The organism is Finegoldia sp. BIOML-A2, from assembly GCF_009678315.1.
GTDB classification, from domain to species: Bacteria; Bacillota; Clostridia; order Tissierellales; family Peptoniphilaceae; genus Finegoldia; species Finegoldia magna.
Genome location: NZ_WKZE01000002.1, coordinates 37,054 through 60,818, shown reverse-complemented (window position 1 = coordinate 60,818; position 23,765 = coordinate 37,054). Strand labels below are relative to the sequence as shown.

General features: G+C 30.2%; 27 protein-coding genes and 1 riboswitch. All 27 genes read right to left on the bottom strand.

Going from position 1 to position 23,765, the window contains the following annotated elements; all coding sequences use genetic code 11:
• Nucleotides 1–14: 14 nt before the first annotated feature.
• The gene (locus GKF99_RS02330; protein ID WP_154272592.1) at nt 15–746 is read right to left on the bottom strand and encodes an RNA methyltransferase; all 732 of its coding nucleotides are present in this window, start codon (nt 744–746) and stop codon (nt 15–17) included.
• Nucleotides 724–1,401 carry a TrkA family potassium uptake protein gene (locus GKF99_RS02325; protein WP_094207221.1) on the bottom strand — a complete coding sequence of 226 codons (678 nt, stop codon included), beginning with the start codon at nt 1,399–1,401 and terminating at the stop codon, nt 724–726. The genes GKF99_RS02330 and GKF99_RS02325 overlap by 23 nt, the downstream gene beginning before the upstream one ends.
• Before the next feature lie 9 nt (nt 1,402–1,410).
• Nucleotides 1,411–2,745, bottom strand: coding sequence for a TrkH family potassium uptake protein (locus tag GKF99_RS02320; RefSeq protein ID WP_154272591.1), 1,335 nt, complete (start codon nt 2,743–2,745; stop codon nt 1,411–1,413).
• 121 nt (nt 2,746–2,866) lie between these two features.
• A complete protein-coding gene (asnA, locus tag GKF99_RS02315; protein ID WP_094205772.1) occupies nt 2,867–3,877 on the bottom strand; it encodes an aspartate--ammonia ligase in 1,011 nt (336 codons plus the stop codon).
• A gap of 124 nt (nt 3,878–4,001) precedes the next feature.
• The gene (gene spoVG / locus GKF99_RS02310) at nt 4,002–4,322 is read right to left on the bottom strand and encodes a septation regulator SpoVG (protein ID WP_094207224.1); all 321 of its coding nucleotides are present in this window, start codon (nt 4,320–4,322) and stop codon (nt 4,002–4,004) included.
• A gap of 127 nt (nt 4,323–4,449) precedes the next feature.
• Nucleotides 4,450–5,448 carry a glycosyltransferase gene (locus GKF99_RS02305; protein WP_154272590.1) on the bottom strand — a complete coding sequence of 333 codons (999 nt, stop codon included), beginning with the start codon at nt 5,446–5,448 and terminating at the stop codon, nt 4,450–4,452.
• Between the two features lie 6 nt (nt 5,449–5,454).
• Nucleotides 5,455–5,976: a VTT domain-containing protein gene (locus GKF99_RS02300; RefSeq protein ID WP_241673559.1), complete on the bottom strand. Its 522-nt coding sequence runs from the start codon at nt 5,974–5,976 to the stop codon at nt 5,455–5,457.
• An 82-nt stretch (nt 5,977–6,058) separates the two neighbouring features.
• Nucleotides 6,059–7,213, bottom strand: a complete 1,155-nt coding sequence (locus tag GKF99_RS02295; RefSeq protein WP_154272589.1) for a glycosyltransferase family 4 protein — start codon at nt 7,211–7,213, stop codon at nt 6,059–6,061.
• Nucleotides 7,214–7,324: 111 nt separating this feature from the next.
• Complete coding sequence (locus GKF99_RS02290; protein ID WP_094207228.1) at nt 7,325–7,870, bottom strand: hemerythrin domain-containing protein; 546 nt, start codon at nt 7,868–7,870, stop codon at nt 7,325–7,327.
• 99 nt (nt 7,871–7,969) lie between these two features.
• Nucleotides 7,970–8,617 carry a redox-sensing transcriptional repressor Rex gene (locus tag GKF99_RS02285; RefSeq protein WP_094205778.1) on the bottom strand — a complete coding sequence of 216 codons (648 nt, stop codon included), beginning with the start codon at nt 8,615–8,617 and terminating at the stop codon, nt 7,970–7,972.
• A 143-nt stretch (nt 8,618–8,760) separates the two neighbouring features.
• The gene (gene folK, locus GKF99_RS02280; RefSeq protein ID WP_154272588.1) at nt 8,761–9,579 is read right to left on the bottom strand and encodes a 2-amino-4-hydroxy-6-hydroxymethyldihydropteridine diphosphokinase; all 819 of its coding nucleotides are present in this window, start codon (nt 9,577–9,579) and stop codon (nt 8,761–8,763) included.
• Nucleotides 9,579–10,394, bottom strand: coding sequence for a dihydropteroate synthase (gene folP / locus GKF99_RS02275; protein ID WP_154254324.1), 816 nt, complete (start codon nt 10,392–10,394; stop codon nt 9,579–9,581). Before folP ends, folK begins: the two co-directional genes overlap by 1 nt.
• Nucleotides 10,395–10,405: 11 nt before the next feature.
• Nucleotides 10,406–10,885 (bottom strand): HD domain-containing protein, encoded by a 480-nt coding sequence (locus GKF99_RS02270; RefSeq protein WP_154254325.1) that lies wholly within the window; start codon nt 10,883–10,885, stop codon nt 10,406–10,408.
• The gene (gene folE, locus GKF99_RS02265) at nt 10,885–11,439 is read right to left on the bottom strand and encodes a GTP cyclohydrolase I FolE (RefSeq protein WP_035109546.1); all 555 of its coding nucleotides are present in this window, start codon (nt 11,437–11,439) and stop codon (nt 10,885–10,887) included. The genes GKF99_RS02270 and folE overlap by 1 nt, the downstream gene beginning before the upstream one ends.
• A gap of 102 nt (nt 11,440–11,541) precedes the next feature.
• Nucleotides 11,542–11,630, bottom strand: a riboswitch (THF riboswitch).
• Between the two features lie 29 nt (nt 11,631–11,659).
• On the bottom strand, nt 11,660–11,875 hold the full coding sequence (locus GKF99_RS02260; RefSeq protein ID WP_094205784.1) for a hypothetical protein: 216 nt from the start codon (nt 11,873–11,875) through the stop codon (nt 11,660–11,662).
• Nucleotides 11,868–12,986, bottom strand: a complete 1,119-nt coding sequence (locus GKF99_RS02255; RefSeq protein ID WP_154272587.1) for a GTPase — start codon at nt 12,984–12,986, stop codon at nt 11,868–11,870. The genes GKF99_RS02260 and GKF99_RS02255 overlap by 8 nt, the downstream gene beginning before the upstream one ends.
• Nucleotides 12,987–13,091: 105 nt before the next feature.
• Entirely contained in the window at nt 13,092–14,711 is a 1,620-nt protein-coding gene (gene groL, locus GKF99_RS02250) for a chaperonin GroEL (protein ID WP_154272586.1), read from the bottom strand.
• Nucleotides 14,712–14,724: 13 nt separating this feature from the next.
• Complete coding sequence (locus tag GKF99_RS02245; protein WP_002836581.1) at nt 14,725–15,009, bottom strand: co-chaperone GroES; 285 nt, start codon at nt 15,007–15,009, stop codon at nt 14,725–14,727.
• Between the two features lie 178 nt (nt 15,010–15,187).
• Nucleotides 15,188–16,072 (bottom strand): DNA glycosylase, encoded by an 885-nt coding sequence (locus tag GKF99_RS02240; protein WP_154272585.1) that lies wholly within the window; start codon nt 16,070–16,072, stop codon nt 15,188–15,190.
• Nucleotides 16,072–17,337 (bottom strand): Glu/Leu/Phe/Val dehydrogenase, encoded by a 1,266-nt coding sequence (locus GKF99_RS02235; RefSeq protein WP_154272584.1) that lies wholly within the window; start codon nt 17,335–17,337, stop codon nt 16,072–16,074. Before GKF99_RS02235 ends, GKF99_RS02240 begins: the two co-directional genes overlap by 1 nt.
• A 4-nt stretch (nt 17,338–17,341) precedes the next feature.
• Entirely contained in the window at nt 17,342–18,739 is a 1,398-nt protein-coding gene (locus GKF99_RS02230) for a glycine--tRNA ligase (protein WP_154271078.1), read from the bottom strand.
• A 229-nt stretch (nt 18,740–18,968) separates the two neighbouring features.
• A complete protein-coding gene (locus GKF99_RS02225) occupies nt 18,969–19,562 on the bottom strand; it encodes an SOS response-associated peptidase family protein (RefSeq protein ID WP_347233077.1) in 594 nt (197 codons plus the stop codon).
• Nucleotides 19,563–19,592: 30 nt separating this feature from the next.
• On the bottom strand, nt 19,593–20,339 hold the full coding sequence (lgt, locus tag GKF99_RS02220; RefSeq protein ID WP_154272582.1) for a prolipoprotein diacylglyceryl transferase: 747 nt from the start codon (nt 20,337–20,339) through the stop codon (nt 19,593–19,595).
• Between the two features lie 2 nt (nt 20,340–20,341).
• Nucleotides 20,342–21,067 carry a YebC/PmpR family DNA-binding transcriptional regulator gene (locus GKF99_RS02215; RefSeq protein ID WP_154272581.1) on the bottom strand — a complete coding sequence of 242 codons (726 nt, stop codon included), beginning with the start codon at nt 21,065–21,067 and terminating at the stop codon, nt 20,342–20,344.
• Nucleotides 21,068–21,079: 12 nt separating this feature from the next.
• On the bottom strand, nt 21,080–21,805 hold the full coding sequence (gene nadE, locus GKF99_RS02210) for an NAD(+) synthase (RefSeq protein ID WP_154272580.1): 726 nt from the start codon (nt 21,803–21,805) through the stop codon (nt 21,080–21,082).
• A 39-nt stretch (nt 21,806–21,844) separates the two neighbouring features.
• Nucleotides 21,845–22,489 (bottom strand): YigZ family protein, encoded by a 645-nt coding sequence (locus GKF99_RS02205; protein ID WP_154272579.1) that lies wholly within the window; start codon nt 22,487–22,489, stop codon nt 21,845–21,847.
• Nucleotides 22,476–23,732, bottom strand: a complete 1,257-nt coding sequence (hflX, locus tag GKF99_RS02200; protein ID WP_154272578.1) for a GTPase HflX — start codon at nt 23,730–23,732, stop codon at nt 22,476–22,478. Before hflX ends, GKF99_RS02205 begins: the two co-directional genes overlap by 14 nt.
• Nucleotides 23,733–23,765: the final 33 nt, after the last annotated feature.

Here is a 23,765-nt window from a genome sequence, read left to right as displayed (position 1 = left end):
TTATAATATAACTACTAATTTGTCAATTTTGATAGGTAAAACATACTCAAACTAGCAGCTATAGAAGCATTTAATGATTCGGTTAAATTATCCATAGGAATTATCAAAAATTCATCAGCGTATTTTTTTATTTCATCACTAATTCCATTTGCTTCATTTCCAATTATTAGAACATGTTTTTCTTTGTCCTTAATTTCAAGAATACTTTTAGAATTTTTCTCTAAAGATGTCTCATAAATTTTAAATCCATTTGATTTATAATTCTCTAAGACATCTATACTTTCATAAGAAATATTTATTCTGAATAAACTACCCATAGCACTTCTAATAGTTTTCAAATTATATATATCGCAACTATTGTCAGATAAAATAATTTTATTATAATCAAAAGCTTCTGCACTTCTTATTATTGTCCCCAAATTTCCTGGATCGTTTATACATTCAAGAAATAGAATTTTATCTGTATCCTTATCTTTGTTCTCAATAAAATCAACTACACAAATTATACCTTCAGGATTGTTCATTTCGCTGAGACTGTTGAAAGTTTTTGAATCAAAACAAACACAGCCATCAATAAATTCTTCCCCTTCTCTTAGTATTATTTGTTTGATATTTAAATTTGATTTAATCGCTTCTTCATAAAGCTTATAACCTTCTATTACAAATTCGTTATACTTGTACCTATATTTTTTCTTATAAAGTGATTTTACGTGTTTGTATATTTTATTTGAAGTAGAGGTTATCATCTTTATCACCTGTTTCAGTAATTTTGTCCAAATCTTTATTTGATCCAATTACTATCAAGTAATCTTCAAACTTTACTGTATATTCTGGTGAAGGATTGATATTCATTTCTCCATTATTCTTAACAGCAACAACGTTAATGCCGTATTTACTTCTCATACCAATATCAATGAAGTTCTTTCCTATCCATTCTTTTTTGGGAGTAATCTCTGCAATTGAATAATCATCAGTAAATTCAATATAGTCGAAGATTTGATCACTTATTAAACTCTTAGCAAGTCTTACCGCTGAATCATTTTCTGGAATTATTGCTCTATCTGCTCCAACCTTAAGTAAAATATTACCGTGAAGAGTATCTTTAGCTTTTGTGATTACTTTTTTTACCCCTAATTTTTTACAAACTACAGTAGATAGAATTGATGCTTCAAAATTTGAAGATATAGCAACTATCGCCACATCGAAATTTCCAACACCGACTGAACTCAATGAATTTTCCGTCAAATGTTCAATATACACTGCGTGAGTTACAATACGACTCATTTCATCTACAGTATCTTCATTATTATCTATTAATAATACTTCGTGGCCAGTATTGGATAATTCAATAGCACATGCTCTACCAAATCTACCACAGCCAACTACTACAAATTGTTTCATATTTAAAACCTAACCTATTATAATATTTTCGTGAGCTTCTTTATAAGCTTTTTTGTTTTTTGTATTGGATAGAGCATAAAGTATTGTTAAAGATCCAACTCTTCCAATATACATAGTTGAAATTATTAAAATTTTAGAAATACTATTGATTCCTGGAGTTAAGCTTCTGGTTAGTCCTACTGTACCAAAAGCACTTACTACTTCGAACACTACATCTAAGTATTTTGCTTTATCTATAACTAAAATTGCAAATGTAACAAAAATTACCCAAACCATTGATAAAGTAATGATACCTAAAGCTTTTTTAACTTGAGAAAATCTAATTCTACGATTGAACACTTCTACATCTTCTTGACCTTTGATTTCGCTCAATGCAACAATAATTAACAGCGCAAATGTTGTCGTTTTAATACCTCCGGCTGTACCTGCTGGAGATCCCCCAATAAACATATTCAAAATAGATAACACGCTTGAGCTGTCTAATAATTTTGATTGATCAATTGATGCAAAGCCTGCTGTCCTCAATGTAATTGCTTGGAAAATCGAATTAGAAATTTTATCGATAAATCCCAAATTTCCAATTGTTCCCGGGTTCGAAAACTCCATAGCAAAAATTAAAATCGAAGTAATTGATAACATCAAAATAGTTGTGGTAAGTACAATTTTTGAATGCAAAGAATATTTTTTAAATTTAAAGTTATTATGTAATACATCAAGTATTACGTTAAATCCAATACCACCTATCACGATCAAAAGTCCAATTATCAATAAAACAAATACATTAGTATTAATATCAATTAATGAATTTGGCCCCAAAATATCAAATCCAGCATTACAGAAAGCTGAAATTGAATGAAAAAAGCTATAAAATATTCCCTTAAATCCATACATTGGTATAAATTTCGTCATTAACAAAAAAGCACCAATTGTTTCAATGGAAAAAGTAGATATCAGTATATATCTAATTAGTTTTACCATTCCTTGCATATCAATACTATTCGTTTGTTCTTTAATAATTAATCTATCTTTTAAGGTAATTCTTCTTCCCATTACAAGTGCAATTAAGGTTGCAAATGTCATAAAACCAAGTCCACCCATTTGGATCAAAATGATAATAATTAGTTTTCCTAAAACGCTCCAAGCACTATACGTTGCAACTGTAACAAGACCTGTTACACATACGGCAGATGTTGCTGTAAACAAACAATCAATGTATGGAACTTTTGTTGCATTTTGACTTATAGGAAGTGACAATAATAACGACCCTACTATAATCAAAAAAAGAAAACTTAGAATCAATACCAATGGTGGATTGTCTTCTAAATATTTTTTTAAATGTTTCATAAACAAATCATACTACAAAAGAATTTAAAAGTAAAACATATATTGAACATTTTACAAAAAAAGAGTTACTTATTTATTGAAATAAATAACTCTCTTATAAAACTAATTTTATAACTCTAAATTATAATAATTTAATTCCCAACTTGTCACATTCTTCAAGCATTTTTTTCGGCCAAATCGATGATTGAACTTCTCCTATATGTGCTTTTTGTAAGAAGAACATACAAATTCTAGATTGACCAATACCTCCACCTATAGATTGGGGAAGTGTATCATTAATCAGCATTTGATGATATTCTAAATTTTTCCTATCATTATTTTGTTTTTTGTCTAATTGATAAATCAATCTATCCTTATCAACTCTAATTCCCATAGAGCTTAATTCAAGGCAATTGTCTAAAACAGGATTATAAACTAATATATCTCCATTTAAGCTCCAGTCGTCGTAATCGGGAGATCTGTCAGAATGAGATTTCCCCGATTTTAAAGAATCACCAATTCCAATCAAAAATACAGATCCGTATTTTTTAGTAATCAAAGTTTCCCTTTCATCTGAAGTATTATCCGGATACATTTCTTCTAACTCTTCAGTAGTTACAAAAGTAATTTCATCTCTAAGTATTTTTTTGTAATCATCATAAGAATTAATCAACATTGTTTGAGTGTCTAAGAAACATTGATATATATTTCTTACTGTATCTTTTAAAAATCCGACATTTCTGTCTTCCTTTGAAATTACTTTTTCCCAATCCCACTGATCCACATACAATGAATGTGTGTTGTCACAAACTTCTGAAGGTCTGATAGCATTCATATCCGTATAAATCCCTTCTCCTACTGGAATCTCGTAGTTTTTTAATGCTATTCTCTTCCATTTTGCAAGTGATTGTACGATTTCCAACCTACTCATTGAACCATCTTCCAGGAATTCAAAACCTACGGGTTTTTCAATACCATTTAAGTTGTCATTAATCCCAGTATTAGCTCTAACAAATAGCGGAGCAGAAACTCTAGTCAAATTTAAAGTCTCAGACAACCTATATTGAAAAAAATCTTTGATAATTTTAATAGCTTTCTGTGTTTCTAATAAATCCAAAGAGGATTTGTATCCTTTCGGTACTTTTAATTCCATAAATATCTCCTTTATTCAAAATTAACCATATTTTATTATTATATCAAACATACGAAATATGTAAAATAATTTGAATCGGATAATTTAAGCACTAAAAAAAGCACCTTAATAGATGCTTTTTGTACTATTCATTTTCTGCAGTTTCTATATTTTCTTCAGTCACTGGCTCAGTTTCTTCAGAAGATTGTTTTTCAAATTCTTCATTGTATTTATTGATAACTGCTACTTCAATTTTTTCTCTGGCTGGAGAACTAATTGGATGAGCTATGTCACGATATTTATTATTACCGATTTTTCTACTAGGCATAGCTAAGAATAATCCCTCTTCACCTTCTATAACTTTGATATCATGAATTACTATTTCGTCATCAAAAGTAACAGAAGCAATTGCTTTTAATCTGTTATCAATATTTAGTATTTTAACTCTAACATCTGTAATTTGCATAACCTCACCACCTTGTGTTTTATATATATAATTATACCGCTAAAAAACTCTTTTGTAAATAAATGTAAATATTAAACAAAACATTTATATATAATATATTTTTGTGAGATTAAGATGTCACTAAATCTTAAGCATCTTCTAATTTTAAATAAATGCTTTTCAATTTTTCTCCAATTTTCTGAACACTTCGTTCTTTAACATATCTATACGCTTCTTCAACAGTAGAATATTTGCCATTTATTATATTAACAATTTTGTTTTTAAACTCATCATTGGTTTTTGCTTTGATAACTTCTTTACCATCAGTAAACATATTTTCGTAAATTTTAATGTCTCTTACCAAAACTTTTATTTTAGAAGCGAAAGCCTCTAATAGTACAATTCCTTCTGTCTCTTCTCTGGTCATAAATAGGAACAAATCACTCCCTCGATAACAATCTACCAGTTCTTTTTGATCAACATATCCAGCCATAATTACATTATCCGGCTTATTTTTTATTGCTTTTTTAATATTTGTAGTCAATAGTTTAGGATTAGTGTGACCAAACCAAATAAATTTGTATTGCGGAAGCTTCCTTGCAACTTCTATAAAATCATCCAGACCCTTTCTCTTCATCAAATGACCTACAGAAATAATAACTTTATCATCATCTTTCAAATTATACTTATCTCGAAATCTCTTTCTGCTATCTTTGTCGCCCTTAAATTTATCAAGGTCAATACCATTCGATAGGCTATATATTTTCTTATTAATTCCATATCCTTCAAGTATGTTTTTCGAATATTGTGATGGAGTTATAATAATATCTCCAATATTGTAGCAACTAATAATCCATTTTTTAAAAAGTCTGCTCAATAAATTCGCTCCACGAAAAGAATTTCTAAAATCTTCCATCGTGGAATGCCCATAATAAATAACTTTCTTACCTTGTTTCTTTGCTTTTCGTCCGAATTTTTTTGATTTTGGCATTATAGTATTTATATGAACAATATCATAATCGTCAGTTTCATCGGTTGTGTAGTCAATATTATTTAGTTTCAAAGCTTTTTCCTGGTGTTCAATCGCTTGACCTACTCCACTTTGCTTTACTAAATCATAATCTCCTTTATATATCAAAATTTTCATTTATTCTTAAATCCTTAATACTAGTTTCTTAAATAATACTTCTAATCCTAATGAATAAAGAGCTATAGACATAGGCTTTCCTAATATAATTATCCAGAAATATTTTTGGAATTTCATTTTTGTTGTTCCAGCTATGTAACATAGCATATCATCTGGTGCAATTGGAAAAAATATCAAAGCCGCAAATACATGATCAAATCTGTTCTTTTTGGTAAGAATTTTGATGTATTTGTTATATGCCCTTTCTCCAAAAATTGCTATAATCAATGGCGTACCGTATTTTCTACCAATAAAAAATACAATTATTGACCCTATACAAATACTTACATAGTTGTATACAAATCCCATCCATGATCCGAATAAGATTACTCCCCCGAGACAAGTTATACCACCAGGAATTATTGGGATAATGACTTGCATAATCTGAAATAAGATAAATATCAGAGCAGCTAATTTCCCAAACTGATTCATAAATTCTTGAAACTTATCGATATCTTTAAGTATTCCTGTTTTCCATGCGTAAATCATAACGCATATACTTAGTAATATTCCAAGTGCATTTAGAACATGGATAATAATCTGAAATTTTTTGTTGTCAGCCTCGAGTATCTTATTGAACAGATTTTGCATGATTTTCAATTACCTTTGTATATATCTGCTCAATTTTATTTGCAAATGAATCTTCTGTATAGTTTTCATCTACTAATTGTTTACAATTTTTACCCATTTTATCTCTAAGTTTTTTATTGTCCAAAATTTGATTTAGATAATCGATAAATTCTTCTTCTGTATCGTAACCGAATCCTGTTTTACCTTCAATCAACACCCCGTCCAAGCAGTCATCGTGCCTACAAATTATTGGTGTAGAACATGCCATTGACTCAATAAATGTCAATCCTTGTGTTTCGGATGTCGATGCAGATACGAATACATCTGCTTTGGAGTAAAAGTTTCCTACTTTTGAAGAATCAATCATTCCTGTAAATATCAATCTATCTCTTATTTTTGAATTTAAGCAAATTTCCTTTAATTCTGAAAGAAATGGTCCTGCACCTGCAATAATGAACACAATATCATCTCTATCAATATTTTCAAGATACTGTAGAATTTCAGTGATATTTTTTTCTTTGCCGATTCTTCCTAGAAATAATACTATATGCTTATCTTCAGGAATTTTATAGCCACTTCGTATATCAAAATCGTCACATTCAGATAACTTATGAACATTAATTCCAGTTGGTACCACATATATATCTTCGTGTATATTGTAATCTGTTAACAAATTATATATTTTATTAGTTGGAACTACTACACCGTCAGTAGTTTTAATAATTTGTTTCGTAAATTGTTTTGCAAGTTCTTTGCCAATCTTTTTATTCAAAGAAAAATAATGAGTGTAATCCTCGTAAACAGTGTGGTAAGTATGCAAAAGTGGAATATCCAAATCCTTAGCAATCTTTTTTGCTTGGATAAACATAGTGAATTCTGTTTGTGAATGAACTATATCTGGTTTCCAATCCATAATATCTTCATAAAATCTATTATAAAATAACTTATTCATTCTAGCGTCTGGATAAAATTTTCCAGCTCCTAAAGAACCCATATAATAAATGTCGTCTTCTTGTTTTGAATTAAAACTATCTGAAAAAGTTAAAATCCTAACATCGTGTCCCAATCTATCTAAAGCTTTCTTTAAAGATTCAATCGATGTTACAACTCCATTTATTGTCGGTCTGTAAGTATCTGTGGTTATTAATATTTTCATAAAACACCTTCCACATAAAATTATAACATAAATGAAAGGTGTGTATTTGTTACAATAATATTACATTTTATGCAAATAAAAAAGGAATTATTACCTAATTCCTCTCATACATTACATATTAAATAATTTGTCAATTTTCTCCATCAAATTATTATGAACTTCTTTATTTTCTTCTAAAAATTTTATAGTTTCATCTTCAACTTCTTTTAATCTCTCATCAGATAGATTGTTCTTTCCATAAGGATACACCACTGTATTTTCTTTTTCAATGTGTTTTTGTAAATGTCTTCTGTATCCCATTAGATTTCCTATTACTTCAACAAAATTCTCATCCGATCTTTCTTTTTCGTATTCTTTAATACTTTGACCCAGGTCAAAAATTATACCTCTTGCTATTTCGTGTTCTACTAACATTCCATTCAAAACCATAACTTCACCAATTCTACCCAAATCTTCTTTCATCTTTTTAAACAAAATTTCTTCTTCTTTTCTGTGGTGAAATTTATCTGCGTATTCTTTTAAAATATAAATCAATAATTCTACGAATTCAACATTTATATCCTTATTATTTATAAATTCAATTGACTTTTCTTTCATTAAACCTATTATTTTACTTATATTTTCGTGTTCTTTTTCTAAAACTAAAATACTATCCATATTATCACTCCTTTTATACAACAATTATATTATAAAAGCGTAAAAAATATTGTAACATTCGTTACAATAAAAAACGGCGTTATAAAACGCCGAATATAATTAATTTTTAGTTCCTGGATAATCTGCCAAATTATTCATGTAGTATGTTAATGTGTACAGACTTTCATCAAGATGTACATTTTCCAATACAACATTTTTTGGTAATTTCAAATCCAATGAAGCAAAATTCCAAATACCTTTTATGCCGCCATCAACTAGCTTATCACAAACATCTTGAGCTACATCTGTTGGTAGGGCAATAACAGCTATTTCTGGTTTCTTTTCTTTTAGATACTCTTCAATTTTATCAATATCTTTGATTTCATAATCTGAAATTTTTGTACCTACCTTTTTTCCATGGTCAAATACATCAACAATATTAAAACCTGAAGATTTAAATCCTCTGTAGTTCATTATGGCTTTTCCAATATTTCCACAACCCAAAATAATTGCCTTATAAGATTTGTTTATACCCATAATTTTTTCTATTTCTGATTTTAATTCTTCGACATTGTATCCGTATCCTTGTTGACCAAAACCACCGAAATGATTTAAATCTTGTCTAATTTGAGAAGCAGTTAAACCTGTAATGCTGCTCAATTCTTGACTTGATACTCTTATTATTCCCTTTTGCTCGATCATTCCTAAATATCTGTAATATTTTGGAAGTCTCTTAACAACAGCTAATGATACTCTTGCCCTTGCCATATTATCACTCCATTCATTGTTATTAATATAATTATATCAAAAAAATATTTTAATTTCAATAATTCTGCAATTAATTTGAATAAGAAAAAGCCAAGCATTTTTTATGCTTGACTTTGTTTATTATGATATTTATATTTTAAAAATTAACTATTTTCTAATTCACTTAGCAATTGTTTTAATGTTTTATTTAGAACAGGGTGTACAAAAAATTGTGCAAAATCATTCAAAGGTTCCAACACAAATTTTCTATCTTGAACATAAGGATGTGGAATTTTCAAATCATCAGTATATATTATTTCATCATCACAAAATAGAATGTCGATATCTATAGTTCTAGGTCCCCATTTTTCGTGTCTTTCTCTGCCAAGATCCAACTCAATTTGTTGAGTTATTTTCAGCAAATCTTCAGGCTCTTCGTATGATTCTATTTCAACGGCACAATTGAGAAAATCTTCCTGATCAGTTTTTCCCCAAGCTTTTGTAGTGTACATTTCAGACACGTTTTTTAATTCAATACTATTTGTGTTTTTCAATCTATCAATAGCAGAATCAACATAATCTTGTTTATCTCCAATATTGGATCCTATTCCCAGAAAATATCTTCTTTTTTTTCTATTAATTGTCACTTTAACAGTATCAAGTGGCAAATTAATTGGGGCCCATGGTTTTTTAATTTCTACAGTAAGTTCTTGTACAATTTTGTATTTTTCAAATATAAACTCAACCAATTTATAAGCAACTGTTTCTATTAAATCTATGGATTCTGAACGAAAATAATCGTAAATTTCTTTACTCAAAACTCCATAGTGTATTGAATCTTCTAAATTATTAGAAGTTGCGCCTTTTTTCATGTTGTATCCCATTTTTAATGTCACCAAAAATTTTTGTCCCAATTCTTTTTCAGATTGAAATACTCCATGGTTAGCGTATATTTCCAAATCTTTTACTAATAGGTAGTCCATTATTTTCCTTCTCTTTTTATAGCCAAAGCCATTCTCATAGCATCATAACTTTCTTTTACATTGTGAACTCTAAAAATTGAACATCCATTCATTACACCAATAGCAGTAGTTATAGCTGTTCCAAAATCTCTTTCAGTAGCTACATCTATTCCCATAGCTTTACCAATAAATCTTTTTCTACTTGTTCCCAATAAAACAGGATATCCCAAATCGACAAATTCTTTGATTCTGTTTACAACGGTTAAATCTTTTTCGTAATCAAGTGCAAATCCAACTCCCGGATCCAATATAATTAATTCATCTTTGATTCCCGCTTTTTTTGCTAAATCAACAGATTCTAATGTTTCTCTGTTTAAGTCCTTCATTAAATCATTGTAATTATTATTATCTTTGTTGTGCATCAATATTACAGGAATATCTAGTTCCTTAGCAGTTTTAGCCATTTCTGGATCTGATTTCAATCCCCAGACATCATTTAAAATATCTGCCCCTTCTTTCACAACTTCTCTTAAAGTATTAGCTTTATAAGTGTCCAAAGAAATTGGAATATCGAAGTTTTCTCTTATTTTTCTAATGATAGGAATAACTCTTTCAAGTTCTTCTTCAGAAGATACAGGAGTGTGTCCTGGTCTTGTGGATTCAGCACCAATATCAATGATACTAGCTCCTTCGTTTATCATATCTTCGACATGTTTCACAGCTCTGTCTACTTCATTCCATTTTCCTCCGTCTGAAAAAGAATCTGGTGTGACATTCAAAATTCCCATTATATAAGCATCGTTTTTAAAATCAAATTCTTTGTTTCTAATTAACATATTGTATCCTTTCAATAAATAACTGTTTTATTTTTCTTTTCTTCTGGCCAATTACAAATACTTCTTGCAGGACATCCAAAACACATCCTCGATAGCTTGTCTGCTTTGTAAAAAATCTCTATAAATCTGTCGTCGTTTTCTTCATTAGTTCTATGATGTTTAATCGCACTAATTATTCGTTTTTTTGACTCATCATTAAAATCTAAATCTTTCAAAATTTCTTGTGCAATTTCTTGTGATAATATACTGTGATTGATCCCTGTATCTACTTCGTCAGCTCTTCCCAAATCATGCAAAAGCGCAGTAACATATATTAAATCCTTATCAATATTCAGATTCTCTTCTAAGTTTATAATATAGCAGATTCTAGCTACATCCATAAGATGAGAGAAATCATGTTTACAAAATACACGAGTTTTCTCATCATCTTCAATTTTATTTATTTTTTTATTAAATAATTTATGATTAAGGACAATGTCGGTATTTTTCATTATAATCCCATTAATCTGTATGCTTCGTTTTTCAAATCCAAATCTTCTTCAAAAGCTCCTCTTGCTACAGAAGTCATTGTTGAAGTGCCTGGTTTTTTAACTCCTCTCATATTCATGCACATGTGTTCAGCTTCAATAGTAACCAAACATCCTTTACAATTTAAATATTCCATTAATGCATCAGCTATTTCGATATTTAAACGTTCTTGTAACTGTGGCTTTTTTGAATAAACGTCAACAGTTCTAGCTAATTTTGATAAACCAGCAACTCTTTTATCAGGAATATAAGCAATATTAACTTTTCCCCAGAATGGTAGTAAATGATGTTCACACATAGAATAGAAAGGAATATCCTTTTCTATAACCATATTATCATCAACTATTTCAAAAGATTTTGACAAATGCACTTTCGCATCTTGGTTTAGTCCACTAAAAATTTCTTCGTACATTCTAGCTACTCTTTGAGGTGTTTCCAATAATCCTTCTCTGTTTGGATCTTCACCAATAGCTTCTATTATCATCGATACTGCTTGTTCAATTTTTTCTTTATCCATTTAAATCCCTCTCATTTATAAAAATATAAGAGCACCCGAGAGTGCTCCACAAAAAAAGCATTATCCTTTGTTTCAAAGATAATGCTCCCACTAATTCATATTATCAGCGGAAGCGGCATTGATATCGCAATAATTTCGTTAATGGGCAACTCCCTATCCCATTACACTAAACGCATCAACCCTACTCTGTAATTATTATTATACCACACTTATGTGATTTTTAATCTTGATATTTTAACCCATCAAAGTGAAAATAGTCAATCATATCATCATCTTCATAGATAATGATATCAGATGGTTCTCTATTTCTTTCAGCTACATTGAAACAGTCTTCAAGCTTTGCGTATTCAACAGCTCTACAAGTATTTTGAACTGCAAAATCAAATTTTCCATCTTTGTATTTTTCAATAAAATCTTTTTTAGTTAAATCATTCATCGTCTTTCTTCTTCCTATTCTTCAAATATTCTGTGTAAGTTTTTTGCATTAATTTTTCAATTTCAGAAAAATCCATATTAATTCCTAGCTTTTCTCTTTTAGCAATATAACTCAAAACCTCTATATAACTCATCGCTAACGCCGTGGTCATTATAGATGCAGTCGCTGCAGAAATTAATCCACCAGCTAAACTACCTATTCCTGGAATAAACTTCAAAGCATTTGTTACTATAAATCTTCCTGCAAAAGTAGCTCCTCCAGTTCCTCCTATGGCCGCTATTATTGAGGCAACTCTTTGTTTATCCATTGATATTCCAAATATAGAATTAATATGAGCTATCATTCCAATTTGCATAGGCACTAAAATCGATGCATCTGAGAAAGGTATAGGAACAAATCCAATACCAAAAGCTGTTTTTATATATCTTTTTGCCCAACGTCTTGCCGTTTTTGCTTTTAAATCAATATCGACATGTTGGGCATTAATAAAAGAATTTTTAATTTCCTCATCCAAAAGTTCAAAACTCTTAGTCATCAGCTCTTTTAATCCTTTTTCTTCAATGACCATATCGTTAATTCGGTATGGCTTTGCAAGTATTTCTATAACATCTGCCACGTCTAAATTCAAATCTTGAATGTATTCTTTTAATTTTTCAGAATTTTCTCCTAGAGATTGTGTTAAGACTATAATTACTGGTGCGAACTGTTTTAAGGAGTTAATAAGAGATATTTCAGAATCTTCTATCCTAGATCCATTTGAGTTAATACAATAATATACCAAATGAATTCTATCTTTTTCGCCTTGACGTTTTAAATCTTTTAATAAAGTTGTTATTTCTGTAAGAACTTCTCTTTGATTTTGTGAGTTTAGTTCGAGTCCTTGAGTATCGTATAAATTAATAGGAATATTTTCCTTAGTAATTTTTTGCAAATATTTAGTGACAGGCTTACCTACACCTGTCTCCACCAAATTATCTCTAAACATTCCATTAATTAACGTTGATTTACCAACTCCAGTTTTCCCAACCAATAAAATATTGATTGGACTCATTTTTTGTATTTCTTCACTTGTTTTGCCAAGCACTTCATTTATTAAATCGTAATTATTCATTATCTCACCAACTTATCTTATATATACCCGATATTCATTTTCAACTAACATTTTTAATTCATTGCATTAAAAAAGATGAGGAATATATCCTCACCTTTGATTTGTCTACATATACGCGCCAGGACCAGGTTGAGGCATAGCTGGTTCGTCTTCTTTTATAGAAACTACTGCTGCTTCTGTAGTCAATAATAAACTTGCAACAGATGCTGCATTTTGTAATGCAGATAATGTTACTTTTGTTGGATCTACAATACCAGCTTTTAACATATCTACATATTCACCTTTGTATGCATCAAATCCAATTCCTTTGTCTTTGTTTTTAACATTTTCAACTATAACAGACCCGTCGATTCCGGCATTAATTGCGATTTGTTTTACAGGTTCTTCTAACGCTTTTAGAATTATTTTAACTCCTGTTTTTTCATCGCCTTCAACTTCATCGACAAGTTTTTCAACTTCTTCAAGAACATCCAATAGAACTGTTCCACCACCTGCTACAATTCCTTCTTCAACTGCTGCTCTTGTTGCTGCAAGTGCATCTTCTATTCTCAATTTTCTTTCTTTTAATTCTGTTTCTGTAGCTGCTCCTACTTCAATTACAGCAACTCCACCAGATAATTTTGCTAATCTTTCTTGAAGTTTTTCTCTATCATATTCAGAATCAGTTTCAGGAATTCTGTTTTGGATTTGTTTAATTCTTTCTTCAATCTTAGATTGTTCACCATTTCCGTCAACAATAGTTGTCTTGTCTTTTGAAACATTAACTTTTCTTGCTCTTCCTAGCATATCAAAAGATGCATCTTTCAATTCGATTCCCAAATCTTCTGTGATTAATTGAGCTCCAGTTAAAATGCAAATATCTTCAAGCATTTCTTTTCTTCTATCCCCAAATCCTGGTGCCTTTACAGCTACACAGTTGAATGTTCCTCTGATTTTATTTAAAACTAAAGTTGCTAATGCTTCACCTTCAACATCTTCTGCAATTATAAATAATGGCTTACCTTGTTGAACAACTTGTTCTAATAATGGCAATATATCTTGAATATTTGTAATTTTTCTGTCAGTAACTAAAATGAATGGATCTTCCATTGCTGCAACCATTTTGTCTGAATCAGAAACCATATAAGGAGAAACATATCCTCTATCGAATTCCATACCTTCTACAACATTTAATGTAGTTCCCATAGATTTTGATTCTTCAACAGTAATTACACCATTATTTCCAACTTTTTCCATAGCTTCTGCAATTAGTTTACCAATAGTTTCATCAGCTGCTGATACGCTACCAACATTCGCTATTTCTTCTTTTGTTGTAACACTGTGACTTCTTGATTTAATAGCTTCCACAGATTTTTCAACAGCTTTTCTGATACCTTTTTGTAAAACAATTGGATTGGCACCAGCCGCTAAGTTCTTCAAACCTTCTCTAATAATTGCTTGTGCTAAAAGTGTAGCAGTAGTAGTACCATCACCTGCAACATCATTAGTTTTAGTAGCAACTTCTTTTACTAATTGTGCACCCATGTTTTCGTATTCATCTTCAAGTTCGATTTCTCTTGCAATTGAAACACCGTCATTTGTAATCAATGGTGCACCATATTCTTTATCCAAAACTACATTACGACCTTTTGGTCCCAATGTAACTTTAACTGTATCTGATAATTTATTAATACCTTCTACCATGCTTTTACGAGCATCATCTGAAAATTTGATTTGTTTTGCCATAAAATTTATCCTCCTATTCTACAACTGCTAGAATATCTTCATATTTAACTAATATATATTCTGTATCTTCTAGTTTTATTTCTGTTCCAGCGTATTTTGAGTATATAACTTTATCTCCAACTTTAATGTTGCCTTTCATTTTTTCATCTTCTTCTACTTCAGATCCAATAGCTAAAACTTCTGCATAAACAGGAGCTTCTTTAGCTGAAGATGGGAGAACTATTCCAGAGAATGTTTTTTCTTCTTCTTTTTCTTGTTTTTTTAATACTAATCTATCACCAATAGGTTTTAAATTCATGATATCCTCCTTCAGAATCTTTTGTTAGCACTCTAACCTGTTGAGTGTTAATCCTCTTATATAATAAACCACGTTTTTGTTTAAATCAAACGTATTTATTAGTATTTAAAAGCAAATAACTCAGTTTATTTTGATATTTCTTGTTTTATTTCTATTTTCTATGATGAAATTCTCAAAGTTATTTTCCGATTGTATTTTCTCTTCCATAGTAGAATAAATATTGCTGTGCATATCCTGCATATTCTCCAAACAAATCGTCAGCGTACTTTGCAATCAAATTTTTATTTGTTTCTTTTTTTATAAATAAATACTCCATAACTCTTTTAATCCACACATCAACCGGAAATGTATTGTGTCTATTGTATGAGAAAAGCATTATACAATCGGCAACTTTAGGTCCTACTCCTGGAAGTTTGATTAATTCTTTTCTTAATTCTTCATTTGATAAATTATCTATTTCAAATATATCAAATTCATTATTCGCAACCATTTTTGCCACATCTACAATTCTTTTATCTCTGAATCCAACACGGCACACTTCTCTCATTTCTTCTACTGGTACCTTTGCTAAATCTTCAGGCTTAGGAAAAGAATACAATTTTCTACCGTTAAATTCTCCCAATAATTTACCGTAATTTTCGCAAATTATATTAACGGATTTCATAATTCTAGGTATTTGATTGTTAGCTGATATAATAAATGAAATTATTGTAGAGAATTTATCTTGGTTCAAGATTCTGATTCCATCACCATACTCTAATGCGTTTTTCAAAGTTTCATTGAAAGATAATTCTTCTTTAATTTTTGAATAATCTGTTTTCAAATCAAAATAATTTTCCCATTTTTTATAGTAATCATCCTCTGTACAGTTTTTGATATAAACGTAATCTCCAACCAAACTTACATTACAGTACATGTCACCATCAACAGTCGTATAAGACATATCATCTTCTTTGTACCATCTAAACGCCTGCCCACATTCAAAAATGTGGGTAGGGTTAAAAGATGATTGTTTAATTTTAGTAAGTTTTAATTCATCATTAAATTCTATTTGTGTTTGCATTAATACCATCCGCGTATTTTCATTGTTTCGCTAATCTTTTTGATTGAATTTACATAAGCAGCTTGTCTCAAAGTTATATTAAGCTTTTCGGATAATTTCCAAATTTCATCAAATGATTTATTAATCAATTGATATTCTTTGTCTCTAACTTCTTCCTCAGACCAATAATATCCCGCTTTGTTTTGTACCCATTCAAAATAAGATACGGTAACTCCACCAGAATTTGCCAAAATATCTGGAACAATAACTACATTTTTTTCATTTAAAATCTCATCAGCATCCTTAGTTATAGGTCCGTTTGCTCCTTCGACAATAATTCCCGCTTTTATCAAATTGACATTTTCTGTAGTGATCGCATTTTCCAAAGCTGCAGGTATAATTACATCTACATCTGCTGAGAAGAAATCTTCTGCTGAAATTACTTCACATCCTTCAATACTAGCGAAGTCTTTTTCTTTAGTTTGAGAAATTTTAAAACATTCATCAAAGTTGAATCCGTCTTTTTTATAAATTGCAAATACTCCTCTTTGCTTGTTATACTCCATGATATATTTTACTTTCATACCATGTTCAAGAACGTATTTTAAAGTATAAATCCCAACATTACCTAATCCTTGTAAGGCAACAGTTGTTTCTTCTAATTTTTTATTTAAATTTAGAACTGCTTTTTTCGCACTTAAAGCTACTGAAAATCCTGTAGCTTCTGTTCTTCCCAATGATCCACCAAATTCAATCGGTTTTCCAGTGAAAGTACCCATTTGATTAGTACCAGTTAGTTTGTTGTACTCATCAGCCATCCAACTCATAATTTTCCCATTTGTATTAACATCTGGAGCTGGAATATCAAAATCTTCTCCTAAATATTTGTACATTCCATCAACAAATCCTCTAGATAATCTTTCCAATTCACCTTCAGAAAGCTTTGATGGATCTACAATTATTCCACCTTTTCCTCCACCATAAGGTAGGTTTGTTACTTGGCATTTAAAAGTCATCCATATCGACAATGCTTTAACTTCATCCAAGTTAACATCTTCTCTAAATCTCAATCCACCTTTTGTAGGACCCATTGCATTATTATGTTGTGATCTGTAACCCTTAAACACTTTCATTGAACCATCATCCATTTTCACTGGAATATTTATTTCAATTACTCTGTAAGGATCTTTCAATAATTCATAAACGCTATCGTCTAATTTTAAAATTTCGCAAGCTTTTTTAATTTGATATCTTGCATTTTCCAACGGATTTAATGTTTCTGTCATATAATTAAAACTCCATTTCTTTATTAACAAATTCTATAATTTCTTCAACTGTCATTCTTTTTTGTTCCATAGTATCTCTATCTCTTATAGTAACGGTATTATCTTCTAAAGTATCAAAATCTATCGTTACACAATATGGAGTTCCTGCTTCGTCCTCTCTTCTATATCTCTTGCCAATTGAACCAGCATCATCAAAATGAGTCATGAAATTCTTAGCTAATTCATTATAAACTTCCATTGCCTTATCATTTAATTTTTTAGTTAAAGGAAGAACTGCAACTTTATATGCCGCTAATGCTGGATGAATTTTTAAAACAGTTCTTGTAGAGTTGTCTTCTAATTGTTCTTCTTCATAAGCATCACATAAGAAAGTTAAAAACATTCTGTCTACACCTACAGATGGTTCTATACAATATGGAATATATTTTTCGTTTGTTGTTGGATCCATATATTCTAGTTTTTCTCCAGAACCTTCACTGTGTTTTGACAAATCATAATCAGTTCTATCGGCAATACCCCACAATTCTCCCCATCCAAATGGAAATAGATATTCAAAGTCTGTTGTGGCTTTTGAATAGAATGATAATTCTTCTTGTTCATGGTCTCTAAGTCTCAAGTTTTCTTCTCTAATTCCCAAATTCAATAAGAATTCTTTACAGAAGTTTCTCCAATATTCGAACCATTCCAAATCAGTTCCTGGTTCACAGAAGAATTCTAGTTCCATTTGTTCAAATTCTCTTGTTCTGAAAATAAAGTTACCTGGAGTGATTTCGTTTCTGAATGATTTACCTATTTGACCAATTCCAAAAGGAATTTTCTTTCTTGAAGTTCTTTGAACATTCTTAAAGTTCACAAAAATACCTTGTGCTGTTTCGGGTCTCAAATAAATTTCTGATTTGTTATCTTCAGTAACACCTTGGAAAGTTTTGAACATCAAGTTGAATTTTCTGATATCAGTAAAATTATGCTTACCGCATTCAGGACATTTGATGTTTTCTTTTTCAATAATATCCAATAATTCTTGTTCTGATTTTCCGTCTAATCCAGTTATTTCTTCATTTTTTTCATCCATGAAATAGTCTTCAATTAATTTATCAGCTCTAAACCTAGATTTACATTCTTTACAGTCGATTAATGGGTCTGAGAATCCACCAACATGACCAGATACTACCCAAGTTTGAGGATTCATAAGGATAGCTGCATCCAAACCAACATTGTAAGGGCTTTGTTGGATAAATTTTTTCCACCAAGCTCTTTTTATATTATTTTTGATTTCAACACCTAATGAACCGTAGTCCCAAGTATTTGATAATCCTCCATAGATTTCACTACCAGGAAATATTATTCCCCTTGATTTACATAAGCTTACTATTTTCTCCATAGTTTTTTCTTCGTTTTTCATAAAACCCTCCATTTTTTTTGAATAATAAAAAATCCCCGAAGTAAAACTTCAGGGACGAAATGTAATTTCCGCGGTTCCACCCTAATTATGATAAAACATCACTCTTAGAATTATTAGCTCCAGACTGCCGTTATAACTTGTTAATTTTCACCACACATTAACTCTCTGTAATTGTTATATTATTTATCTTTCTTCGCTTTTCAATATTCATATAAATTATATCATAAATTTACAAAAATGTTAATTGACTATCCGATAAATTTTCCATATCTAAGTCAATAAAATTTGTCAACAAAAACTCGTGAATTTCTTTGGAATTTTCTCCGTACAAATATGTTTGTTCAAAAGATTGCGGCAATATAATTGGCATTCTAGTATGAATTTCCGATATTGATCCTTTAGCCTCTGCGGTAAGCATACTGACATGTCTTATACTGGTTTCTTGACTTTTATATTCTCTAAAAATACCTGCAATAGAAAATATTTTTTGATTTGCAACAGTTAATCTGTACTTATCTTTGTTTTTCTGATTCCACTCAAAAAATGCAGTCGCAGGAATCAAACATCTTCTGTATTCAAAATCTTCCTTGAAAAACTTTGATGTATAAATCTTTTCGATTCTGGAATTTATTATAGATTTTTTCATAAAATCAACATCTATTCCCCATCTCATATAATCAAAATCATCACATAAAGTTAAAATTTGTTGACCAGGAAGTATTTCTGTTTTTGGATTAAATTTTGTGATTTGTTTTTTATTGTATCTTTTTAATAAATCAAGTTTACTTATATTCAGTTCAAATCTAGAACACAAATATATCACCTCTTTTATATTTGTAAAAAGCCAGATGATTTACTTTTCATCTGACTTAACAATTTGCTTTTTATATTTAATTTGTAAAATTATTCCTGCAATTACAATTGCAATACTTACTAATTGACTCACTCTTAATGCTCCAATGTACAAGCTATCAGTTCTGAGTCCTTCTACAAAAAATCTCAATATTCCGTATAAAATCATGTATAAACTTGTTATTTGTCCATCGAATTTCTTCTTGTTTTTAAATATATACACCAATATTAAGAATATAATAAAATCTCCAAGAGATTCGTACAAGAATGTAGGATGAACTTTTACACCATCTATTGTAATTGCCCAAGGAAGATTAGTTGGAGTACCATAAGCTTCCTTATTTATAAAATTACCCCATCTACCAATTGCTTGTCCCAGTGCAATCGCCGGCATAAAAATATCCAGCATCTTCAAAAATTTAAAATTTTTATTCTTACAAATAACATAACAAGTAATAACTGCGGCAATTATTCCTCCATAAATCGCCAATCCACCACCGCGAATATCGATGATTTCTCCTAAATTTTTGGAATAATAATCCCATTCAAATATTACATAATAAGCCCTTGCTCCTACAATTGCAAGAGGAAGTGCCCAAACTAAAATGTCCAATATGGTATTTTCTGAAATATTTTCTAATTTGGCTAACTTTACAGCTACTACATAGCCTAAAATCACCCCCAAAGTAATCAATATTCCATACCACATTATATCTATTCCAAAAATAGAAAAAGCTACCCTGTCCATTTTTATTCGTTATCCCAGTTATGACTTACTTGTTGAACGTCATCACTATCTTCTAGATTATCGATTAATTTTTCCATTTTATCAACATTGGATTCGTCGTTGATTTTAACGTAATTTGATGGTTCATAAACCAAATCAGATTTTACGAATTTGTATCCTTTATCCAACAAAGTGTCTCTCACTTGTGCAAAATCTTCCATAGCAGTGTTGATTACAAAAATTCCATCATCAGCTTCAAAATCTTCTGCACCAGCATCCAAACTGTCCATCATTACTTCTTCTTCATCCAAAGATTCTGCTTCAATTAATAACAGACCTTTTCTTTGGAACATAAATGATACAGAACCATTTTGTCCAAGATTTCCTCCGAATTTATCAAAATAATGCCTAACATCTGAAGCAGTTCTATTTCTGTTATCTGTCAAGCATTCAACTATAACAGCCACTCCTTCTGGACCGTATCCTTCATATACAATGTTTTCGTAATTTGCAGAATCTCCGTCGCCACTTGCTTTTTTGATAGCTCTGTCGATATTATCATTAGGCATGTTTTCTGCACGAGCTTTTTCTATAACAGATTTTAAACTAGGATTGTATTCAGGATCAGCTCCACCTTCTCTAACAGCAACAGTAATCGCTCTTGCCATTTTTGTGAATACTTTACCTCTTCTAGCATCTTCACTACCTTTTTTGTTTTTTATTTTACTCCATTTATTATGTCCTGACATAAAATCACATCCTTAATATTTATTTCTATCGAACTCAAATGATTTCGCAAATTTTCTTTTGTGCTCGCTTTGTCTTATCTTTTTATCAATCAAATCTTTAGACTTAGTTTCAGAATTATTCATCAAATAATTATCTAGTTCTTCGTAAGTAAACCCAAACTCATCTTCATCGGTTTGACCTTCCCACAAACCAGCACTAGGTTTTTTATTAATAATTACATCTGGAACGCCCAAAACTTTTGCCATTTCGAAAATATCTGTTTTATACAAATTCAAAAGTGGCATAAGATCAGCTCCACTGTCTCCGTATTTTGTAAAATATCCAGTCATAAATTCGGAACGATTTGATCCAGATAATACCATATAACCATTATTTTGAGCATAATAGTACAACGTCAACATTCTAAGCCTTGGCTTAATATTTGATACTGCCATTTCTACAGAAGTTTTTTCAAAAGTTTGTATTAATGTATCAAAACCATCATTCAAATCGACTTTTTTAAAATTCAAATCAATCGCTCCTGCTAATATTCTAGCATCTTCTTCATCTTTAGGATTGCTTTTTATAGGCATAATCAAACCTAACGCGTTATCTCCAAAAGCTTTTTTGCACAAACACGCTAATACAGCGCTGTCGATTCCGCCGCTAATTCCAAAAACCGCTCCTTTTAAATTAGCTGATTCGACTTCTTCTTTTATCCATTTTGTTATATCTTCACATAATTTTGCGTAATTCATTTTAATCCACCCTCAAATTTTATCACAATTTACATCATTTTAAAATATTAACTTACCATTTAATGATGATTGGTAAGTAAATTCAATCATTGTAAACTTTATGTTATCGCTTGTTAAATCAATTAACTTATTTTCTATTTCTTCGTATTTATCTTCATCTAATAAAATATCAAAAACCACTTTTTCTAAATATTGCTTGTTAGCTACGTAAATATCATTATTCATCAAAAAATTTTCAATACTTCCAACATTGGTGTAATCAAATTCCATCTGAAAATTTCTAAATATTTTCTTATCTACAATAACCGACTCATTCAAACACTCACTAGAAGCTTTTGTGTATGCTCTTATAAGACCACCAGCTCCAAGTTTAATTCCGCCGTAGTATCTTGTAACAACTACACAAACATTAGTCAAATCTTCTTTTTTAATTACTTCAAGAATTGGAATCCCTGCTGTTTGAGAAGGCTCACCGTCGTCATCAAATCTCTGAATTAATTTGTCCTCTCCAATGATATATGCAGAGCAATTGTGAGTTGCGTCACTATATTTCGATTTTATACTATCCACAAATTCCAAAGCCTCTTCTTCTGATTCCACGAACTTACAATTTCCGATAAATTCTGATTTGTTGATTACAAAAGAAAAAGGTACGCTTTTGTGAATACTTTTATAATTTTTCATATATAAATTCCTCATATTTTTCTATTTCAGACTCAGAGATTTCAACCACAAGGCTAACATCTTCATTGTTATATGACACATCTTCACATTTAAAATTTTGTAAAATTGTGTTTAGAACGTCCTGATGATCGTAGTCAAATCTCATTTTAACACATTTGTAATTGCCATATAATTCTTCTTGAATTTTGTATAATAACTTTTTGATGTCTTCGTCGTTAAAAGCTGATATCTTAATTTTATTTTCCAAATTATAAGGAAAAATCACGTTAGGATTTTTGTCAGATTTATTAAATACCGTAATCATTGGTTTGTCCAATACTTTTAGTTCCTTTAATATGTCCATTGTTGTAGTTATTTGATTGTCCAAATCGGAACTTGAAGAATCCAAAACAAATAATATCAAATCTGAATGTTTCAAATCCAATAATGTTGATTTAAAAGCTTCGATTAAATATGTTGAAATATCTTTAATAAATCCAACAGTATCTATTACGAGGTATTGTTTTTTATTCGGCAATGTACATTTTCTTAAAGTAGTATCCAATGTTTTAAATAGCAAATCCTCTGTTTCAAACTCTTCCTTGTACTTATCTTTGTAGAAATTCACCAATTTGTTGGACAAAGTAGATTTGCCTGCATTTGTGTATCCAACCATACTCACCATTTTTATATCTGATTTTAGTCTTTGTTTTCTCATATTTTCTTGACTTTTATCGATATTTTTTAATTCGCACTTGATATTGTCAATTTTCTTTTGGATAGTTCTTCTGTCTACTTCAAGTTTTGTTTCCCCAGGTCCTCTAGTTCCAATTCCACCACCAGTTCTGGATAAGTGGTCTCTAAATCCAATCAATCTTGGAAGTCTGTATTTGTATTCTGCAAGTTCAACTTGAAGCACACTTTGTTTTGTTTTCGCTCTGCTTGCAAATATATCTAAAATTAAATTTGTTTTGTCGACTATTTTAAGCCCAGTTATATCTTCCAAGTTTTTAATATTTGAACCAGATAATTCTACATTAAATATCAAAGTTGTTACGTCCAATTTTTCTGCAGCGTCTTTTATCTCCAGACATTTTCCTTTACCAATAAAATATTTCGAATCGATGGAATTTTTTCGAACTTCTGAAATTGCGCAGACTTCACCACCAGAAGATTCAATCAAACTTTCCATTTCTTTTATATCATCATCGTTTATTTTTTTGTTTTTAAATTCAAAATAAACTAAAATTGTTTTTTCTTTCATTGTTGCTCCTTTATTTATATTATATAATAATCT

Excerpts from the sequence above, each read along its gene's own strand:
- GKF99_RS02305 (WP_154272590.1), bottom strand. The coding sequence starts at position 5,448 with ATGAAAATTTTGATATATAAAGGAGATTATGATTTAGTAAAGCAAAGT.
- GKF99_RS02230 (WP_154271078.1), bottom strand. The coding sequence starts at position 18,739 with ATGAAAAACGAAGAAAAAACTATGGAGAAAATAGTAAGCTTATGTAAA.
- GKF99_RS02240 (WP_154272585.1), bottom strand. The coding sequence starts at position 16,072 with ATGCAAACACAAATAGAATTTAATGATGAATTAAAACTTACTAAAATT.
- hflX (WP_154272578.1), bottom strand. The coding sequence starts at position 23,732 with ATGAAAGAAAAAACAATTTTAGTTTATTTTGAATTTAAAAACAAAAAA.
- GKF99_RS02300 (WP_241673559.1), bottom strand. The coding sequence starts at position 5,976 with ATGATTTACGCATGGAAAACAGGAATACTTAAAGATATCGATAAGTTT.
- GKF99_RS02245 (WP_002836581.1), bottom strand. The coding sequence starts at position 15,009 with ATGAATTTAAAACCTATTGGTGATAGATTAGTATTAAAAAAACAAGAA.
- GKF99_RS02295 (WP_154272589.1), bottom strand. The coding sequence starts at position 7,213 with ATGAAAATATTAATAACCACAGATACTTACAGACCGACAATAAATGGA.
- GKF99_RS02235 (WP_154272584.1), bottom strand. The coding sequence starts at position 17,337 with ATGACAGAAACATTAAATCCGTTGGAAAATGCAAGATATCAAATTAAA.
- lgt (WP_154272582.1), bottom strand. The coding sequence starts at position 20,339 with ATGGACAGGGTAGCTTTTTCTATTTTTGGAATAGATATAATGTGGTAT.
- GKF99_RS02285 (WP_094205778.1), bottom strand. The coding sequence starts at position 8,617 with ATGGCAAGGGCAAGAGTATCATTAGCTGTTGTTAAGAGACTTCCAAAA.
- GKF99_RS02270 (WP_154254325.1), bottom strand. The coding sequence starts at position 10,885 with ATGAAAAATACCGACATTGTCCTTAATCATAAATTATTTAATAAAAAA.
- GKF99_RS02205 (WP_154272579.1), bottom strand. The coding sequence starts at position 22,489 with ATGAAAAATTATAAAAGTATTCACAAAAGCGTACCTTTTTCTTTTGTA.
- nadE (WP_154272580.1), bottom strand. The coding sequence starts at position 21,805 with ATGAATTACGCAAAATTATGTGAAGATATAACAAAATGGATAAAAGAA.
- GKF99_RS02320 (WP_154272591.1), bottom strand. The coding sequence starts at position 2,745 with ATGAAACATTTAAAAAAATATTTAGAAGACAATCCACCATTGGTATTG.
- folP (WP_154254324.1), bottom strand. The coding sequence starts at position 10,394 with ATGTTAATTAGAAACAAAGAATTTGATTTTAAAAACGATGCTTATATA.
- GKF99_RS02260 (WP_094205784.1), bottom strand. The coding sequence starts at position 11,875 with ATGAATGATTTAACTAAAAAAGATTTTATTGAAAAATACAAAGATGGA.
- folK (WP_154272588.1), bottom strand. The coding sequence starts at position 9,579 with ATGGACTACCTATTAGTAAAAGATTTGGAAATATACGCTAACCATGGA.
- asnA (WP_094205772.1), bottom strand. The coding sequence starts at position 3,877 with ATGGAATTAAAAGTACCGAAAGGATACAAATCCTCTTTGGATTTATTA.
- folE (WP_035109546.1), bottom strand. The coding sequence starts at position 11,439 with ATGGATAAAGAAAAAATTGAACAAGCAGTATCGATGATAATAGAAGCT.
- GKF99_RS02290 (WP_094207228.1), bottom strand. The coding sequence starts at position 7,870 with ATGGATAGTATTTTAGTTTTAGAAAAAGAACACGAAAATATAAGTAAA.
- groL (WP_154272586.1), bottom strand. The coding sequence starts at position 14,711 with ATGGCAAAACAAATCAAATTTTCAGATGATGCTCGTAAAAGCATGGTA.
- GKF99_RS02255 (WP_154272587.1), bottom strand. The coding sequence starts at position 12,986 with ATGAATAATTACGATTTAATAAATGAAGTGCTTGGCAAAACAAGTGAA.
- GKF99_RS02325 (WP_094207221.1), bottom strand. The coding sequence starts at position 1,401 with ATGAAACAATTTGTAGTAGTTGGCTGTGGTAGATTTGGTAGAGCATGT.
- spoVG (WP_094207224.1), bottom strand. The coding sequence starts at position 4,322 with ATGCAAATTACAGATGTTAGAGTTAAAATACTAAATATTGATAACAGA.
- GKF99_RS02215 (WP_154272581.1), bottom strand. The coding sequence starts at position 21,067 with ATGTCAGGACATAATAAATGGAGTAAAATAAAAAACAAAAAAGGTAGT.
- GKF99_RS02330 (WP_154272592.1), bottom strand. The coding sequence starts at position 746 with ATGATAACCTCTACTTCAAATAAAATATACAAACACGTAAAATCACTT.